Origin of the sequence: Anaeromicropila herbilytica, from assembly GCF_016591975.1 — a bacterium.
In the GTDB taxonomy this organism is placed as follows: Bacteria; Bacillota; Clostridia; order Lachnospirales; family Lachnospiraceae; genus Anaeromicropila; species Anaeromicropila herbilytica.
Genome location: NZ_AP024169.1, coordinates 4,897,903 through 4,915,735 on the forward strand (window position 1 = coordinate 4,897,903; position 17,833 = coordinate 4,915,735).

The following is a 17,833-nucleotide window of genomic DNA, read 5'->3' on the forward strand; positions in this document are numbered from 1 at the left end:
CCCTCCTTCTCTTCCTAATATTAAATGTCCATGATTCCATGTTCCATTAAGATTTCTTCCAATCTGTCTTGCTTCATTGGTTTAGGAATAACAAACATATCATTTCCATCAATTTTACTTGCCAATGCTCGATATTCATCTGCTTGCGGAACGGTTGGATCATAGTCAATTACAGTCTTTTTATTAATCTCAGCTCTTTGAACCATGTTATCTCTAGGTACAAAGTGAATCATCTGACTTCCTAACTCTTTAGCAAATGCTTCTACAAGTTCTGCTTCTCCATCTACCTTTCTTGAATTACAGATGATACCACCAAGACGAACTCCACCAGTATTCGCATATTTTTGAATACCTTTTGAAATATTATTTGCTGCATAGAGAGCCATCATCTCACCAGAAGCAACAATGTAGATCTCCTGTGCTTTACCTTCACGAATCGGCATTGCGAAACCACCGCATACAACATCTCCAAGTACATCATAGAATACATAATCTAAGTCATCTGTGTAAGCCCCAAGTTGTTCTAGCATACTGATGGAAGTAATAATACCACGACCTGCACAACCAACACCTGGCTCTGGTCCACCAGATTCTACGCAACGAATTCCTGAGAAGCCAGTCTTCATGATATAATCAAGATCAATATCTTCTCCTTCTTCACGAAGCGTATCAAGAACGGTCTTTTGTGCCAAACCTCCAAGTACAAGTCTTGTTGAATCTGCTTTTGGATCGCAACCAACGATCATAATCTTCTTACCCATCTCACCCAAACCTGCTGTTAAGTTCTGAGTTGTGGTGGATTTACCAATACCACCTTTACCATAGATAGCCACTTGTCTCATAAACCATTACCTCCTTAAATGTTAAGCTGCTGTGACTTATTGTCACAATCATTGTTTGCTCCAATCGATTAGAAGTTCTCAGATCTGAAGAAAGGCGTCACTACTTATCACTCCGTAGTGGCGCCTCTGTTCTAGAATGTTCAACAACTCTATGCATTGATTATATCTAGGTTGATAATTTGTTTCAATACATCATTTTGTCATATTTTTCATCTAATTTGTTTGACTCTTTGTTCTATTTTAACAATATGTTTTTATATTCAGATAATTTACCTTTATCACTACTAGTAACTGTATATCTTAAAATCATACTTTTATACTATGAAAATTTCCAATCATAATTATTTTAGTAGTAATTTATTTTAGGTTCCTATATACTATAAATTATTAAATAACTTTAGGTATTACAGCATACATAAAAATATTTTTATTATAAATAAGGGGGAAACCATATGGGCATATTAATGATTTTAGTTGGTTTATTTTATATTTTTTTACCAAAAGTAGCTTGGTACATTGAGATTGGTTGGAAAATCAAAGATTCAGAGCCAAGTGATGCAAGTCTAAACTTTAATCGAGTTCTTGGAGTGATTCTTTGTATTGTTGGTATATTTTATAGAATCCTACATTAGGAGCTTTTTTTATCTAGCCTGGCAAGTTGCCTAGACTACCTACCAAACAGGTCATATGTCGGGCAACTCATATTATTCATATAAAAACATAAGCGATTCCTCGGATATATGTAGCATACTCGGTACTTTTTCATGCAAGTTCTCCCTCCAATAAGTTTTACTTATCTTCCACATTAATGTTTTTTCACCTGCTAAGCTTACTATGATTGTATTCTCAAAAGGACCTTCTAATTGTTTCACCTGTTTACATGCATATGAATTCTTTTCGCCTATACTGCCAATTCTTATATCATGAGCTCTTATTCCTACGTGTGTACAACCTATACCCACTTCTCGATGTGTATTTATCATTACTCCCCAATCTAATGCCAGATAGGAATGCTCTTCCACTTTCTGAATTCTAGATATATTCTTACATCCTGTAAGCTTAGCAACTGGAACTTTGATTGGATTTAGAAAAAGATCCTTTGTTCCTCCATGAACTAGCACCCTTCCCTGATCTACTACCATCATGTTTTCACAAAAACGATAGACTTCATCTCTACTATGAGTGACCATAATAATCTCACCTTTATAGAATTCTAAGGCCTCCAATAGTTCTTGTTGTAATTGATCTTTTAAGTAATAGTCTAGAGCAGAAAACGGTTCATCCAACATTAATAACTCAGGCTCATACGCTAGAATTCTTGCTAGCGCAACTCTTTGCTGTTGTCCCCCTGATAATTGCCACGGATATCTTTTTTTTAATTCTTTTATTCTCAGAAGTTCTAACTGATTATCCACAATCTCACTTTTTTCTTTTTTTCCACAATGTAATCCGCATCCTATGTTTTCTTCCACAGTCATGTTCGGAAATAGTGCATAACTTTGAAATAGATAACCTATATTTCTTTTTTGAGGCGTTATATTAATCTTCTTTTTAGAATCATATAAGATACGATCTCCTAGTACAATCTTACCTTCATCTGGACGTTCAATCCCCGCAATACACTTTAGCGTCATACTCTTACCACAACCTGATGCACCTAGAATCCCTAGTCTTTCATTTGATCTATTTTTATGTAATCTCTCATTCTCCAATTCATTTGCAACACGACTAGGCTGAATGATATCCCCTCTTTCAGTGGTGCTAAAACATATATCTAGAGTAAAATCTTTAAACTTTTTCTTAATCTCAACAGATAGGCTCAATACTTCCCCCTCTTCTTCCTCTCACAGTAATTCAACGTAAAGATTACAATAAAAGACAAAATAACTATAATTACTACCCACGTATATGCTAGTTTCATATTGTATCCTTGAACCGCCATATAGATAGCAACTGGGATTGTCTGCGTTATTCTTGGTATATTTCCAGCTATCATTAATGTTGCTCCGAACTCGCCTAGCGCCCTTGCAAATGCCAATATTCCTCCTGAAAGGATACCTGGCATAGCAAGTGGCAGAAGGATCTTAAAGAAAATTGTACTTTCTGACATTCGTAATGTTCTAGCTGCATATATTAAGTTTTCATCAATTTGTAGAAAAGCAGCTTTTGCCGATCGGTACATCAAAGGAAATGAAATTACAACTGCAGCAATCACAGTAGCAGACCAAGTAAATACAATCTGTATATGAAATTGTGACAAGATTCTACCAATCGGTCCATTTCGGCCAAATAAGAGTAATAAAAAGAAACCTGCTACTGTTGGAGGAAGTACAAGTGGAAGTGTAAAGACTCCATCTAATATAATTGCATACAATTGCTTTTTGCTATAAGTCCGCCATGCAGCATATGTTCCAACAAGGAATGTAAATAATGTTGCTGTAATAGCTGTTTTTAATGATATAACAAGCGGTGTAAAGTCCATATTCTCCCTCCTCTTATCTTCTCATAAAATCACTTATTGCCCATTGATAAATCCATACTTTTCAAAGATTTTCATTGCTTCATCTGTTTTCAGATAATCTAAAAATGCTTTAGCCGCTTCTACTTCTTTCGAAGCTCTTACTACTCCAATAGGATATATTACATCATCATGACTTCCTTCTGGTGCCTCGGCTACCACCTTTACCTCTTTTGAAGACTGCGCATCTGTCTGATATACAACCCCAGCATCCGCATTTCCCGTACGTACCCAAGCTAACACCTCTGTCACATCTTTACCGTAGGTTGCTTGTTTTTGCACTTTTTCTAGAAGATCTAGGCTTTTAAAAACCTGTTCCGCATATTGACCTGCTGGCACACTGGCTGGGTCACCAAGCGCTATCACTTTGGCCTTTAATATATCATCAAAACTAGTAATGCCCAATGTACTATCCTTCGGTACAATTAGCACTACCTTATTTTTAAGAAGAATACTTATTGTATTATCAACCATTAGTTCTTCTCCTTTTAGTGTTGCCATTTGTTTCTCTGCTGCTGAAATAAATACATCCGCTGGCGCACCCTGTTCTATTTGTTGCTGTAATGCGCCTGAACTTCCAAAATTAAAGTTAAGTGTTACCTTTTTATTAGCTGCTTCATAAAGTGTTTTAATCTCCTCCATTGCATTTTGTAAGCTTGCCGCTGCCGAGATAATGAGCTCTGTTTTCTGATTACTACCTTTTTCATTTGTTGCACTAGCTTCCTTTGTAGAAATGTCTTTTTTGCATCCTGAAAATGCTAAAACACACAAACACGCAATTAATACTAACTTAATTCCTTTCTTCATATTCTCTACCCCTTTCCTTATTTATAACTTTTCTGTATTCTATAGAATACAGTTGAATGCTATTTCTTATATAGCGTTGTTATGTTCCTAAGACACAATATCTATAAATTAAAAAATGCCTTAGATTATGAAAATCTAAGACATCTTTGTCATGAACGAAAAGACCTAATTATTGGATTATTATTTTTTAATAACTATAAATATAAATTATATAATTTATATATTGAAAAGTTAAGCTCAAATACGTGTTTCTTTGAAGTATATTCATTCTTTTTTTGATTAATACTGTGTATTTTACTACTACAGTAAGTTTCTGTCAATCGTATTTTATAATTATACATTACTTTATAATATATATACGTTCCGACATGCTGTAATACTTAGAATTTGAAAAAGCTACTTGAGATTAACTCACAAGTAGCTTTTCATATATCCATATTTAATTATTAAACAGATTGTTTTACTTGTATGCTTACAATCCTATTGAAATTCTTCAAACTCTTTACATAATTCATAAATAGCATGAACTTGTTCTCCAGCCTGGTTAACAGCTTCTAAATTATTTGTTGATACACTTGTTATCTCTTCTGCACTTGCTGTGATTTCTTCTATGTTACTTGAGAATTCCTCTGTGCTCTCTACAATTACAGTATTGGCAGCCGCTAATTCACTAGCCATATTGCTTGACTTAATTACGCTCTTTTCTAGTTTCTCAACTAATTTATCCATTCTTTCAAAGATACGATTTACATTCTGAATTCCGTGTGTTTGCTCTTCTACATGGATAATTGCAGTTTCAATATTTGCACCTGCAGTACTAGCATCTTCTGATAATGCAGATATTAATCGGTTAATTTCACTTGCAGATTCTTTTGTTCTGGAAGCTAATTGACCAATTTCATCTGCAACTACGCTGAATCCTTTACCAGCTTCACCAGCTCTAGCAGCTTCAATACTCGCATTTAAAGCTAACATATTTGTTTGATTAGAGATTGCACTAATCATATCTACAATCTTAATAACTTCATTCATTCTCTCTTGTAATGCTTCCATTGACTGACCAACTTCGATATTCTTCTCATTCAATTCTGTCGAACTAGTCAATACTTTCTTAATCTCTGTAATACCATCGTCTGCTACTTCTTTCGACTTAATTGCTACATCCTTCACATCTTCTGAATAACTTGTCATGCTCTCAATAGATGCTTGAATCTCTTGAGTTTGAGCCGTTTGATTCTGAACACGCTCAGCAGTATATGTAATTGCAGTCGTAATATTCTCTATGGAAGCTGTAATATCAGAAGAACTTTCTCCTATTCCTCTAGATATGCTCTCAAGATCACCTAATTTCTCTGTGATTGTATTTGCTAGGCGTATTACAGAATCCGCAATATGTTTTTGCTTTTTCTCATGTTCTGAGATACGATTCATATCTTGCTTATTAAAATAATTTGATGCTTTTGATACCCATATTAGTATAATCATTGTACTAATCAGTGTAAATACGCGGTATATTTCTGAACCAAATTCAATGTGACCCTGCATCATTAAGACAATCATATGGGACATATTAATCAGCAATCCAACTACACCAGTAATTACTGAAGTCTTTACATTTGCAAATATAGATAATGCAATATATAAAGGGATGATGATTGCCCAAGTACTACTATTCCCTTTTCCAAAGTGTAATAGCATTGCATACACGATAAGATAACCAATAGCACCAATAATCATAAAGCTTTCACTATCTCGTTTATTCTTAAGATAGATTAGATCTACTACAATAGCAATAATTGATACTCCTAACGGTAGAATGAACATTAGTATACTTCTGTCCTCACTGACGAAATAAAAGAAGCTAATAATATTCATACATAGATACATTGCAAGTAGGATAGCGGTATATACCCTATTGTTTTTTTCAATTCTCGACATTTTTAATCTCCTTACCTTTTTATTCGGATTAGAGTGTCATACATCCTTTTTATCCAATTTTACGTAATCTCACTTTAATCCAGTTGTATAGTTATGGACCCTCTATCAAAATTTACTACTCCTATTGACAGTATACATAAAATTAGACCAAAAGTCCTATTTTTTTTATTAAGAAAGCATTAAAAATTCAAACCGCTGTAAGAATATTACTATAATCGCTCAATACTATTTCTAATAATGTCCGCTGAATGTATCAATTGTTCCTTTTCCTCTTCATTTAAATTGAATACCCCAATATCCTTTATTCCATCTCGATTTAAGATTGCTGGTACTCCTAGATAGATTCCCTCAATTCCATATTCTCCTTCTAGATAAGCACTTACTGCATATAGTTTATTCTCATTACCTAAGATAGCTGCAACAATACCAGTCACTGCTCCAGCGATTCCGTATTGCGTATTTCCTTTTGATTTCAGCACATAATAACCTGCCCTTTTGGTTTGCTGCACAATTGAATCTATATCAACTTCTTGAAGCATATCTCTATTATCTGATAGTATTTCTAAAAAGTTTTTGCCTCCAGCTCTTACATGACTCCATGGAATCATCATTGTATCTCCGTGTTCTCCAAGTACACAAGCATCAATACTGCTTGGATCCATTCCCATAATCTCACCGATTTTTTGCTTCAATCTAGCAGTTTCTAAAATGGTACCTGTACCAATGACACGATTCTTTGGAAGTCCTGAGAGCTCTTTTACCAAATATGCCATGACATCAACTGGGTTAGAAACAACTACAAATATACCATCAAAACCACTCTCCATAACTGGTGGTATGATATTTCTAATTATTGTTGCTGTCTTTTCTAGCATCATAAGTCGATTCGTCTCACCATCCATTGGGGCAGATGCAGTTATGACTACAATATCAGCATCACCACATTCCTTATAATCACCAACTTTAATACGTACATTTCTATTCTGGAAATCAATACTATGCTGTATATCCCATACTTCCCCTTGGGCTTTTTCTTTATTAATATCTACAAGTACAACCTCAGCTGCAATACCTTTTACCACAAGGCTATATGCAGTCGTTGCACCTACTGCACCTGCTCCAATTATTACTACTTTTGTTATATTACTCTTCATATTATATCCTCCTACTAGATTCGCACTAGATTACATACCTGCAAATTGCTCGCAAGCCTAAATTCGACGCGTGAAATGCTTTTTCATACTAACATACTTTAAAACCATAAAGTAAAAGTGGGCAACTCATATTAGTTGCCCACTTTTACTAAATATATCTTTATCCAGTTTGAATTCAATTTATTCCTAACCATGTTAATATCCATTTCTATTTCACTGATTATAGTTTCATTTGCTTACATTTAGTATATTTAGAATATAATATTATGTCAATATAAAGTAAGTACCAATAGTTATTATATATCTTTTATGTCTTCCTATCTCTTTCTCATAACGTCTAGATGATTCAATTACTTTATCTAATGTTGAATAAGCTCTAATTCGCATTGTTATAATAATTACTATATACTCATATTCCAAATTTCCAAACTTATATATTTATGTTTTCCTTCCTTTCGTAAATTATCTTAAATTCTTTTACATCATATTATCAATTATTTTTATCATTTCATGCAATCTTTAAAGTTCATTTAAGCTTCACCATTTAGAATAACAATATAATAAGTTTTAGAAAGGAGCTTTCTTATGGATATTGCAATTATTCCCGCATACGATCCCGATCAAAAGCTAATAGAACTCATAAAGGATCTGCATCTAAAAGGAATTCAAAATATAATAGTTATAAATGATGGAAGTAGCACAGATTCTAACATTGTATTTCATCAGATTAGTTCTTCCGTAACTCTCCTAACTCATGAAGAGAATAAAGGAAAAGGTGCAGCCATTAAAACTGCTCTAAAATATATAATAAATAATATTAATCCACATACTGTTGATGGCATTGTTATTCTAGATGCCGATGGCCAACATCGCCCAGTGGATGCAATCCGTCTCTTAAATGCAGCACATGAAACTGGCTCTGGACTTGTACTTGGTGTAAGGTGCTTTGATGAAAAGATTCCTATCAAATCGTTATTTGGAAATACCTTAACCAAATATGTATTCCGTTTATGTAGTGGCAAATGGGTCTCTGATACACAAACTGGTCTTAGAGCGTTCTCTATGGATATGGTTCCCGAATTACTAGATGTATCTGGAGAACGTTATGAATATGAAATGAATGTATTATTAACCTTAGCTAAGAAAAAGATTGCATTCACAGAAGTTCCTATTGCAACCATATATCATGATAGTAACAATTCTTGCTCCCACTTTCGAGCAGTACGTGATTCAGTAAGAATATACGGTAATATACTTGCATTCTCAGGTGCATCCTTTTTAAGTTTTTTATTAGACTATATTTTATTCTTCCTATTTGTTCGAATCTTTGATACAGGATTGGAGGCAGCCGCTTCATTAGTATACGCTAACGTAAGTGCGAGACTAATTAGTGCAGCTTTTAATTACTATTTAAATAGTACCTTTATATTCAAGCACAAAGATGACAGGTTAAAATCAATGGTTAGTTACGCCTTCCTTGCTTGCCTAATTTTAGCATTAAATACAATACTTCTTTATGGATTAAATGATTATCTAGGATTAGATAAAGCGATTGCGAAATTAATAACAGAGCTCACTTTGTTTGGTGTTAGCTTTGTAGTTCAAAAGTTTTTTATATTTAATAAAAAAAGACATACAAATGTTATGATGTTGTAATATAAAAAAATCAAACTTCCCAGTTATTTATTAACTACTTGATAAATTCAGAAGTTAAGCTATCATAATTGAAAGGTAAAAGGATATCACTATGAATAAAAAAATAAGATTATTACCAGCGTGGCTTATAATAACAATTGATGTTGTGGTAATTGCAGCATATGTAGGAGGCTTTTATTTATTTTACTATGTAACGCCACGACAACTTGAAAGTAGTGGAATCAAAACGGCCCAGGAATCTAGCACTTCAATCACCTCTGATGATTCTTCTGAGAATACATCAGAGTCAACTTCTAAGGATTCTTCGGATAGTTCCTCTAATTCCTCTAACACCACTGGAACAACAACTACTACTACTGCTACTACCGATTGGTCAGAGACATTTGCTGATAAGTTCACAGACACTGTCGTAACCACGGATGATTCCTACACTAGCAAAAATATCTCAATCAAAGTCAAAAAATGTACCAAAGGTTCTGGAAGTAATTTAGTTACTTATTATGTAGCAGATGTCTACCTTGCAAATATTAAATGTCTGCAAAGTGGATTTGCTGATAACACTTATGGTGTCGGATATACACAAGATGTATTAAGTATGGATTCTGATTTGAATGCTTTACTAGCAATTAACGGTGATTATTACGGAAATGGAAGTAATGGTATTGTCATACGTAACGGTGAAGTATACCGAGACACTACAAATGGCTCAGACGTATGCGTTCTATACTATGATGGAACAATGAAAACCTATTCCGGAGATGAATTTGACGCCAAACAAGCAATCAAGGATGGAGCTTATCAAGCATGGTCCTTTGGTCCTTCGCTATTAGATGATTCTGGCAATGCTAAGACAAGCTTTACTGCAGATGGTCATGTGCAACAGGCTAATCCAAGAACTGCGATTGGATATTATGAACCTGGACATTATTGCTTCGTAGTCGTTGATGGTCGTCAAAGTGGTTATTCTGTTGGCTTAGACTTAACCGACTTCTCTTCGTTATTTAAAGAACTTGGATGTACTGCTGCCTATAACCTAGATGGTGGTAAATCTTCTGAGATGACTTTTAATGATGCTTTTGTCAATCAACCTGCAGACGGTGGACGTGAAGTAAGTGATTGTGTTCTAATTAAGGAGGTCGAATAATATGAATCTAATTCGAAGCGTTTTACCACATATATTAATTATTATATCAGGAATATTTATTGTATTTTTGATTCTAGATAGTTATAATCCAACTATGGAATTTGTAAGTAATCCTATCTCAACGAAATTATTCTGGGCATTTTGTATATTATCCATTATTAACGGGGTACTGACCATCGTATCAAATCGAAGCAAATGGAGAAATAAAGAATAATGTTTCAAACAAAATATGAAATAAATTGTGAAACCTTATCCCCTGAACGTCAATTCTATCAAGAATCCTATATCTTACTAGAAGGTGCTATTATTGAAGTCCTTTCTAGGTTAGATATTATTCGTAAATATAAAATAACACTGGGGGATAAGGACCCTATAGAACATTATAAATCCAGAATAAAATCAGCAGATAGTATGAAAGAAAAATTAATTCGCAAAAACCTTCCTGTTACTGTAGAAAGTGCATTAAGTCAGATTCATGATGCTGCAGGCATCCGTGTAATTTCTACCTTCTTAGATGATGTCTATTGCATTGTGAACATGCTAAAGGATCAACAGGACATCAAGGTAATTGAAGAGAAAGATTATATCCATAATCCCAAGCCAAATGGTTATCGAAGTTATCATATGATACTACAAGTGCCGATACATATACAAAATGGTATTCGAACCGTTTACTGTGAACTTCAGATTAGAACCATAGCCATGGATTGTTGGGCAAGTCTCGAACATCAGATGAATTATAAAAAGAATACACCAAAGATTACAATGATACAAAATGAACTAAAGAGATGTGCAGATGAAATAGCTTCTACTGATATCAATCTGCAGGCAATTCGAGATATGATTTATGAAATCCAGGATTGTGATTAAAGGGGGGTATAGTATCAAATGTCTCACTTTAGTTTACTGAGTGTAAATTGATGTATATTATGAATTTTGGCTACCTTTCCTTCCGGTAACATATTTTTTACAAGCCTCAGTGCAAGCGAAAATACTCACTTACGTTCCTATTTTCACTTTGAGTCTTGACAAAATATAAACGTTACCCTCAGCCGGATTACGCCAAAATTAATAATATAGTACAGTGATTTCACTTGCTTGCAAGAGTGAAATCACAAACGTCGAGAGTGAAAGCGTTTTTTTCACTCTTATACATCAATATACACAATTTAAGTTAAGAAAGACATTTGAAATACATATCTTAATAGGCATTATGAAAGCAGAAAGGTGAGGGGTAGAAATGAGAATTTTACTAGCAGAAGACGAAAAGGAATTATCCAATGCATTGGTAGCAATATTAAAACATAATAATTATTCTGTGGATGCTGTTTATGATGGGGCGGATGCTCTTGATTATGGATTATCTGAGAATTATGATATTATTATCTTAGATATTATGATGCCTAAAATGAGTGGGCTTGAGGTATTAGAAAAGCTTAGACAGGGTGGAATTCATACACCAATTCTGATGTTAACAGCTAAGGCAGAGATTGAGGATCGTATTCAAGGTCTTGATATGGGCGCTGATGATTATCTTAGTAAGCCATTTGCAATGGGAGAATTATTAGCAAGAGTTCGTGCCATGGGCAGAAGAAAATCTGAGTTTACACCAAATCTTATTGAGGTGGGTAATATTAGCCTTAATAAAGAAAATTATGAGCTTTCCAATGGACAATCTTCTCTTCGACTTGGTAATAAAGAATATCAGATGCTAGAGATGCTCATGGTTAATACCAAACGCCTTATTTCTACTGAGCAATTTATGGAACGAATCTGGGGATATGATGCAGAAGCTGAGATTAATGTCGTATGGGTATACATCTCCTACTTAAGAAAAAAGCTTTCTTCACTAGAAGCGAATGTTAAAATCAAAGCTGTGAGAGGAATTGGTTATACATTGGAGGAATGCGAATGATTAAAAAACTACAACGAAAATTTATAATTATTACGATGAGTTCTTTATTCTTAGTAATGCTTCTTATTGTTCTATCGATTAATGGAATTAACCTTTATCAGATGTATCAAAATATTGACGGCACTATGGATATACTATCTGAAAATAAAGGGCAATTCCCAATGTTTGATAAAAAGGATATTCCAAAAGGTGACGAACCAAGGTATGGATTTCATATTAATCCAGAGACCCCTTTTAAGACTAGATACTTTGTAGCTACCATTAGTGAAAAAGGTGTCGTTCAGGATACCGATACCGGGCATATTAGAGCAATTTCATCAACTGATGCTCAAACATATGCTAAATCTGCGTTAAAAAAGAATAGGAAAAGTGGATTTATTGGAATCTATCGTTATCAATTAGTCAAACAATCCAGTGGGTCGATGATTATCTTTATCGATTGTAGAGAACAACTTGATAATGCCAAAGCACTTTTACTAATCTCTCTAGGTGTAGCCATCGCAACTCTTCTCCTTGTATTTCTTCTGGTATCTATCTTCTCTAAGAAAGCAATTAAACCAATCATCGAGAGTACAGAAAAGCAGAAACAATTTATTACGGATGCAGGACACGAGATCAAAACACCGATAGCTATTATTTCTGCCAATGCGGATGTTCTCGAATTAACAGGTGGCAAGAACGAGTGGATTACTAGTATTCGCAACCAGACAACTCGCCTTGATAAATTAGTAAAGAATATGCTCATGCTATCCAAAATGGAGGAGGGTAATATTAAACTAGTGTTCTCTCCCTTTGATATTAGTAAAACATTTATGGATATTGCTGGTCCATTTGAGATAATGGCGGAAACTCAGAATAAGAATTTTCTATTAAATATACAACCAGGACTAAAGATAAACGGTGATGAAAGTAGCATCGGGCAGTTAATCTCTACCTTAGCAGATAACGCAATCAAATATTCGAAGGAAGAAGGTACGATTAAAATCTCCTTAACTCCATATAAAAAAGGTGTGAAGTTAGAGGTCTATAATACTACGGAACCTATCGATCCTGCAAATCTTGATAAATTATTTGATCGTTTCTACCGCTCCGATTCCTCCAGATCAAGAGAAACTGGCGGCTACGGCATTGGATTATCTATTGCCAAATCTATTGTAGAAGCCCATCATGGAAAGATTACTGTAAAAAGTGACGATGGTAACTCTATTCGATTTACGATAGTTCTATAAACTTAATATGAACATAAAGGTTAGAATCTCAAAGTATACTGCTTCTTTGAGGTTCTAACCTTTTTTATTGTATTTGTTTGAGCGAAGCGAGTTGTCTGTTTGAAACATGAGTTTTTCTGTTTTGTGCATATCACCTGACATGTAAAGTTGTAACACTATTAATGTTAATTTCACGTAAACTTTAAAGTTCATTTAAAGTTCATCCCTTACAATGAGTTCATAAGATATAACCAAGCAAGACAGGAGGGATTGAAATGAGTAATTACCAAGATACATTCAAACGTTATGAAAAAAAATATTTATTAAGCAAAGAACAATATTCCTTGTTTATGGAAAAGACAAAAGACCATCTTAAAATAGATGATTATGGTGAAATAACAATTTGTAATATTTACTTTGACACCCCTAATCGTATGTTAATACGTAGTTCACTAGAAAAACCGATCTACAAAGAAAAATTAAGATTACGAAGTTATGGAACTCCATCAATAGGTGACAATGTTTTCATTGAACTTAAGAAAAAGTACAAAGGAGTTGTATATAAAAGGCGTGAACAGATGGAGCTTACGAGTGCAGAAGATTATCTCTATGATTATCTTCCTTCGACGAAACAGACACAGATTACCAAAGAACTCGATTGGTTTCTTAAGTTCTATAAGGACTTAATTCCATCTATGTATATATCCTATAATCGTTTCGCGATGTATGGCCTAGAAGATTCAGAGGTTCGTGTAACATTTGATCAAAATATTATATACAGACAAGAGGACCTCTACCTAGAGTCTGGAGTCTGGGGAGAACCTTTATTAGAAGAAGGGCAAAAATTAATGGAGATTAAGATACCCGGCACTATGCCACTTTGGTTATCACATATTCTAGATGAATTAAGTCTCTACCCTGCATCTTTCTCTAAATATGGAAATGCTTATAAAGAGACTCTTAAGATAAAGAAACAAAGAATTCAAAATAATAGAACAGCAAAAGGAGAAAAGAAATATGCTTAATTCAATCTTAACAACAACTTTTTCAATTGATAAATTTTTAATCTGTATGGTGTGCTCCTTAATACTTGGGGCAGCACTTGGGTGGCTACATAGTAAATTTAATAATAGCAGCAAAGGATTGGTAATTACTATTGCTCTTCTACCTGCACTTGTGCAAATGGTAATCATGTTAGTAAACGGTAATCTCGGTACTGGCGTTGCCGTAATGGGTGCCTTTAGTTTAGTTCGTTTCCGCTCTATCCCAGGAAGTGCAAAAGAAATCAGTAGTATCTTCGCTGCAATGGCAATCGGACTTGCTACCGGAACTGGATATCTAGTAGCAGCAATCCTTTTTGTAGTAATTATAGGTGCTGCTAATACCCTTTATAACGTAACTAGCTTTGGAGAAAGTAAACAAAAAGAAAAAGAATTAAAAATCACAATTCCTGAAAGCCTTGATTATAACGGCATCTTTGATGATTTATTTGAAACGTATACAACAAAAAATGATTTAATTCAAGTAAAAACAGCTAATATGGGTAGTCTTTATAAATTGGAATATCGAATTCAATTAAAAGATGTAACACAGGAGAAGGCATTTATTGATGACCTTCGTTGTAGAAATGGTAACTTAGAAATCACTTGCGGAAGAGTAAGCTTCGGGAGTCTAGAACTTTAAACACCAATCATAATAGAAAGAAAACGAGGTATGTACTATGAGAAAACCATGGCTTAAATATATAGCAATCGCAACAATATCAGCAACTTTATTAACCGGATGTAAAGGAAGTACAAGTAGTAATACAACTACAAGTAATACTTCAACTTCCTCATCAACCACCTCCTCCTCTACATCTGCAACAGCAACAAGCACCGCAACAAATGAATCTACCTCCACTGTTGTTGTAGATAAAGAGTTTTCCGCAAAAGATCTTGAAGTAGGATATGATGAAAGCTCTTCTACCAACATTACCTTAAATGGAAGCACCATCAAATCGTCAAGTAGCAATGGTGTAACTATAAAAGGTAGTACGCTTACCATAACTAAAAAAGGTACCTATGTGATAAGTGGCACTTTAAAGGATGGACAAATTATCGTAGACACAGATGATAAATCAAAAGTTCATATTGTTCTAAATGGCGTAAATATCACATGTTCTGACAATGCACCAATCTATGTGAAATCTGCAGATAAAGTATTTATCACACTAGCCAAGAACTCTAATAACACTCTAACTGACAGTGCAACATATACACAATCCGACGATACCAATGTAGATGGCGTAATCTTTAGCAAATCAGATTTAACTCTAAATGGTTCTGGTACTCTTACTATCACAGGAAACTATAAACATGGTATTGCATCCAAAGATGATCTTATAATTACTGGAGGTACTTATCATATCACCGCTGTAAAAGACGGCCTAAACGGTAAAGACTGTGTGAAAATCAAAGATGGTACCTTTGATATATCTGTAACTGATGGAAATGGAATTCAATCAAAGAATGGAGATGATACAACAAAAGGATATGTATATATCTGCGGAGGTAAGATTAATATTACAAAATGTCAAGAAGGTATTGAAGGAACAGCTATCGTAATAGAAGATGGTACAATAGATATTGTTGCAGAAGATGATGGTATGAATGCAGCAAGTGGTAGTAGTTCAAGTGATACAACAGAAAATACCTCAACTGTAACAACTTCTGAAAAGACAACTACCACTACATCCTCATCTAATTCATTAACGACAAGTAAAGATTCCTCTGCTACAACAGATTCAGCTAAAGCAAATGATTCCTCTAGTACTACAGATCGTGGGTTTGATAGAGCGAATAAAGGAGCACCTGACGGTATGGGTAAAGGTGGCGGTGCAATGGAAAACGACACCAATTGCTATATATCTATCTCTGGTGGTACTGTAAATATTGATGCTTCGGGTGATGGAATTGATAGTAATGGTTCAGTTACAATCTCTGGTGGTACTGTATATGTAAATGGACCTACAAGTGGTGGTGATGCTGGCCTTGATTATAATGGAGCTGCCAAAGTTACAAAAGGTACTGTTATAATAGCTGGAAGTGTTGGAATGGCACAAGGATTCTCTGATTCCTCCTCTCAATATTCCATTCTTTATAACTTCTCTTCCGTAAATAAAGCAGGTACTAAGATTAAAGTAACCGATTCTGATGGAAATGTGGTCCTTTCCTATACACCAACGAAAGATTATCAATCCGTAGTAATCAGTTCTCCTGACTTAAAGAAAAATGGAAAGTATAAGATTACATGTGGTTCTCAAAGTGCAGAGGTAACTCTTTCTTCCATCGTGACTAGCGGTGGCGAACAATCAACCATGGGAGGACATGGAGGAATGAGAGGTGGTCCTGGAACGAAAGATGGTTCTGGTATGAAGGGTGGTCCTGGAGCAAATGATTCTTCTGATGGCAATCAACCTCCACAGCTTCCAGACAACTCTACTAATTCGTCTGATTCAAATAATTCTAATAGTTCAAACAATTCTAGTGATGCAAATAATTCTAGTGATGCATCTGGATCGAATTAATACTTGAAAAACTTATAATTATTATCAGGGAACTTCATTACGAAGTTCCCTGTTTGATTCTATTTTGTTCTTTTTATTTACTTTGATTCTTTATATATCTGGATTATTTGCAGTGCACACAATTGGCTTGTGATCGTGTTATATTTTTAGATATTTTATATATTAGAATCCTTGGTGTAAGTCATAATACTCCATTGCTTTGCCAACATATATGCAGGCACCCTCACCATAGATTCCATCTAAATATTTGATGATATCTTTGTTATTGATATAGCTATGATATATATTTCTGCAAATCTCGGAACATTTCTCATGATCTACATCTACCTCTTGCACTTTAATCATCGTCTTAAATGTCTGCTCCCATTCCTTTACAAGTGCCTGAATCTCTGACTTTTCTATATCCTCTCCTTGATACTCTGCAATCTGCTTCACTAGACCATCCAGTTTTACTTGTAATTTTCCCATTCCTTCTTTCGGCATCTCTTGATTCTTAAGAGCCTCAATGTAATCTCCCAAGCTTCCATAATACTTAATTGCACTCTCTTTAATCTTATCTCCGCGTGACATCATATCCTTAACATATGCTTCTACACTTCCGTGTTTCTCAATAATAAACTGCCTGTATTCCTCCTCCAATTTCATAATCTGATTGGTAAACACTTCTTCTAATTCTTTATATTCAAATACACTCAAATCCACTGTATCATTTCCTTCCAGAATCTTATCCATCTGTCCAATCAAACGTGTTAATCGATTCCTTTTCGCAGTGATTAATTCTTTCTGCACACGAATCGCCTCTTTTTGATTAAACCCTGGCTGATTCATAATATTTTTTATTGTTTTAAGAGGTAGATCCAACTCTTTATAGAACATAATCTGTTGCAGGCGCCTGATAGAATCCTCGTTGTAGTTTCGATATCCATTTTGTTCTACGCAAAATGGCTTTAGTAAATCAATTTTATCATAATAATGTAGTGTTCTTACACTGATTCCACTGAGATTGGCCAATTCATGAATCGTCATGCTTTTTCTTCCTCCTTTTAAGTATTATGGTACACTATGACCTAATGTCATAGTCAA

Annotated in this window: 17 protein-coding genes; 10 read left to right on the forward strand and 7 right to left on the reverse strand. The window is 34.5% G+C overall.

Annotated features, from left to right (window positions below; genetic code table 11):
- Positions 1 to 20: 20 nt before the first annotated feature.
- Positions 21 to 842: a nitrogenase iron protein gene (nifH, locus tag bsdtb5_RS20875; protein ID WP_271713876.1), complete on the reverse strand. Its 822-nt coding sequence runs from the start codon at positions 840 to 842 to the stop codon at positions 21 to 23.
- A gap of 452 nt (positions 843 to 1,294) precedes the next feature.
- On the opposite strand from nifH, the gene bsdtb5_RS20880 reads away from it, so the two are divergent.
- Entirely contained in the window at positions 1,295 to 1,474 is a 180-nt protein-coding gene (locus bsdtb5_RS20880) for a DUF6199 family natural product biosynthesis protein (RefSeq protein WP_271713877.1), read from the forward strand.
- Between the two features lie 72 nt (positions 1,475 to 1,546).
- On the opposite strand, the gene bsdtb5_RS20885 is transcribed toward bsdtb5_RS20880, so the two are convergent.
- The 5 genes from bsdtb5_RS20885 to bsdtb5_RS20905 form a co-directional block, all read right to left on the reverse strand.
- Positions 1,547 to 2,665 (reverse strand): sulfate/molybdate ABC transporter ATP-binding protein, encoded by a 1,119-nt coding sequence (locus tag bsdtb5_RS20885; RefSeq protein ID WP_271713878.1) that lies wholly within the window; start codon positions 2,663 to 2,665, stop codon positions 1,547 to 1,549.
- The gene (gene modB, locus bsdtb5_RS20890; RefSeq protein ID WP_271713879.1) at positions 2,662 to 3,324 is read right to left on the reverse strand and encodes a molybdate ABC transporter permease subunit; all 663 of its coding nucleotides are present in this window, start codon (positions 3,322 to 3,324) and stop codon (positions 2,662 to 2,664) included. The genes bsdtb5_RS20885 and modB overlap by 4 nt, the downstream gene beginning before the upstream one ends.
- A 33-nt stretch (positions 3,325 to 3,357) precedes the next feature.
- The gene (modA, locus tag bsdtb5_RS20895; protein WP_271713880.1) at positions 3,358 to 4,167 is read right to left on the reverse strand and encodes a molybdate ABC transporter substrate-binding protein; all 810 of its coding nucleotides are present in this window, start codon (positions 4,165 to 4,167) and stop codon (positions 3,358 to 3,360) included.
- 480 nt (positions 4,168 to 4,647) lie between these two features.
- Positions 4,648 to 6,105, reverse strand: coding sequence for a methyl-accepting chemotaxis protein (locus bsdtb5_RS20900; RefSeq protein WP_271713881.1), 1,458 nt, complete (start codon positions 6,103 to 6,105; stop codon positions 4,648 to 4,650).
- A gap of 209 nt (positions 6,106 to 6,314) precedes the next feature.
- On the reverse strand, positions 6,315 to 7,259 hold the full coding sequence (locus bsdtb5_RS20905; protein WP_271713882.1) for an L-lactate dehydrogenase: 945 nt from the start codon (positions 7,257 to 7,259) through the stop codon (positions 6,315 to 6,317).
- Positions 7,260 to 7,844: 585 nt separating this feature from the next.
- On the opposite strand from bsdtb5_RS20905, the gene bsdtb5_RS20910 reads away from it, so the two are divergent.
- From bsdtb5_RS20910 to bsdtb5_RS20950, 9 genes are all read left to right on the forward strand, one after another.
- On the forward strand, positions 7,845 to 8,915 hold the full coding sequence (locus tag bsdtb5_RS20910; protein WP_271713883.1) for a bifunctional glycosyltransferase family 2/GtrA family protein: 1,071 nt from the start codon (positions 7,845 to 7,847) through the stop codon (positions 8,913 to 8,915).
- A 91-nt stretch (positions 8,916 to 9,006) separates the two neighbouring features.
- A complete protein-coding gene (locus tag bsdtb5_RS20915; protein ID WP_271713884.1) occupies positions 9,007 to 10,059 on the forward strand; it encodes a phosphodiester glycosidase family protein in 1,053 nt (350 codons plus the stop codon).
- A gap of 1 nt (position 10,060) precedes the next feature.
- Positions 10,061 to 10,273, forward strand: a complete 213-nt coding sequence (locus bsdtb5_RS20920; RefSeq protein WP_271713885.1) for a hypothetical protein — start codon at positions 10,061 to 10,063, stop codon at positions 10,271 to 10,273.
- On the forward strand, positions 10,273 to 10,929 hold the full coding sequence (locus bsdtb5_RS20925) for a GTP pyrophosphokinase (protein WP_271713886.1): 657 nt from the start codon (positions 10,273 to 10,275) through the stop codon (positions 10,927 to 10,929). The genes bsdtb5_RS20920 and bsdtb5_RS20925 overlap by 1 nt, the downstream gene beginning before the upstream one ends.
- A 370-nt stretch (positions 10,930 to 11,299) precedes the next feature.
- A complete protein-coding gene (locus tag bsdtb5_RS20930; protein ID WP_271713887.1) occupies positions 11,300 to 11,974 on the forward strand; it encodes a response regulator transcription factor in 675 nt (224 codons plus the stop codon).
- Positions 11,971 to 13,203, forward strand: coding sequence for a sensor histidine kinase (locus tag bsdtb5_RS20935; protein ID WP_271713888.1), 1,233 nt, complete (start codon positions 11,971 to 11,973; stop codon positions 13,201 to 13,203). The genes bsdtb5_RS20930 and bsdtb5_RS20935 overlap by 4 nt, the downstream gene beginning before the upstream one ends.
- Positions 13,204 to 13,457: 254 nt before the next feature.
- Positions 13,458 to 14,207 (forward strand): polyphosphate polymerase domain-containing protein, encoded by a 750-nt coding sequence (locus bsdtb5_RS20940; protein WP_271713889.1) that lies wholly within the window; start codon positions 13,458 to 13,460, stop codon positions 14,205 to 14,207.
- A complete protein-coding gene (locus bsdtb5_RS20945) occupies positions 14,200 to 14,865 on the forward strand; it encodes a DUF4956 domain-containing protein (RefSeq protein ID WP_271713890.1) in 666 nt (221 codons plus the stop codon). Before bsdtb5_RS20940 ends, bsdtb5_RS20945 begins: the two co-directional genes overlap by 8 nt.
- Positions 14,866 to 14,902: 37 nt before the next feature.
- Positions 14,903 to 16,750, forward strand: coding sequence for a carbohydrate-binding domain-containing protein (locus bsdtb5_RS20950; RefSeq protein WP_271713891.1), 1,848 nt, complete (start codon positions 14,903 to 14,905; stop codon positions 16,748 to 16,750).
- A 162-nt stretch (positions 16,751 to 16,912) separates the two neighbouring features.
- On the opposite strand, the gene bsdtb5_RS20955 is transcribed toward bsdtb5_RS20950, so the two are convergent.
- Positions 16,913 to 17,776, reverse strand: a complete 864-nt coding sequence (locus bsdtb5_RS20955) for a MerR family transcriptional regulator (RefSeq protein WP_271713892.1) — start codon at positions 17,774 to 17,776, stop codon at positions 16,913 to 16,915.
- Positions 17,777 to 17,833 lie beyond the last annotated feature (57 nt).

What these genes read in the sequence shown, in the direction of transcription:
- modA (WP_271713880.1), bottom strand. Translation starts at nt 4,167, where the DNA reads ATGAAGAAAGGAATTAAGTTAGTATTAATTGCGTGTTTGTGTGTTTTA.
- bsdtb5_RS20915 (WP_271713884.1), top strand. Translation starts at nt 9,007, where the DNA reads ATGAATAAAAAAATAAGATTATTACCAGCGTGGCTTATAATAACAATT.
- bsdtb5_RS20955 (WP_271713892.1), bottom strand. Translation starts at nt 17,776, where the DNA reads ATGACGATTCATGAATTGGCCAATCTCAGTGGAATCAGTGTAAGAACA.
- bsdtb5_RS20910 (WP_271713883.1), top strand. Translation starts at nt 7,845, where the DNA reads ATGGATATTGCAATTATTCCCGCATACGATCCCGATCAAAAGCTAATA.
- bsdtb5_RS20920 (WP_271713885.1), top strand. Translation starts at nt 10,061, where the DNA reads ATGAATCTAATTCGAAGCGTTTTACCACATATATTAATTATTATATCA.
- bsdtb5_RS20925 (WP_271713886.1), top strand. Translation starts at nt 10,273, where the DNA reads ATGTTTCAAACAAAATATGAAATAAATTGTGAAACCTTATCCCCTGAA.
- bsdtb5_RS20950 (WP_271713891.1), top strand. Translation starts at nt 14,903, where the DNA reads ATGAGAAAACCATGGCTTAAATATATAGCAATCGCAACAATATCAGCA.
- bsdtb5_RS20905 (WP_271713882.1), bottom strand. Translation starts at nt 7,259, where the DNA reads ATGAAGAGTAATATAACAAAAGTAGTAATAATTGGAGCAGGTGCAGTA.
- modB (WP_271713879.1), bottom strand. Translation starts at nt 3,324, where the DNA reads ATGGACTTTACACCGCTTGTTATATCATTAAAAACAGCTATTACAGCA.
- bsdtb5_RS20880 (WP_271713877.1), top strand. Translation starts at nt 1,295, where the DNA reads ATGGGCATATTAATGATTTTAGTTGGTTTATTTTATATTTTTTTACCA.
- bsdtb5_RS20945 (WP_271713890.1), top strand. Translation starts at nt 14,200, where the DNA reads ATGCTTAATTCAATCTTAACAACAACTTTTTCAATTGATAAATTTTTA.
- bsdtb5_RS20935 (WP_271713888.1), top strand. Translation starts at nt 11,971, where the DNA reads ATGATTAAAAAACTACAACGAAAATTTATAATTATTACGATGAGTTCT.
- bsdtb5_RS20900 (WP_271713881.1), bottom strand. Translation starts at nt 6,105, where the DNA reads ATGTCGAGAATTGAAAAAAACAATAGGGTATATACCGCTATCCTACTT.
- nifH (WP_271713876.1), bottom strand. Translation starts at nt 842, where the DNA reads ATGAGACAAGTGGCTATCTATGGTAAAGGTGGTATTGGTAAATCCACC.
- bsdtb5_RS20940 (WP_271713889.1), top strand. Translation starts at nt 13,458, where the DNA reads ATGAGTAATTACCAAGATACATTCAAACGTTATGAAAAAAAATATTTA.
- bsdtb5_RS20930 (WP_271713887.1), top strand. Translation starts at nt 11,300, where the DNA reads ATGAGAATTTTACTAGCAGAAGACGAAAAGGAATTATCCAATGCATTG.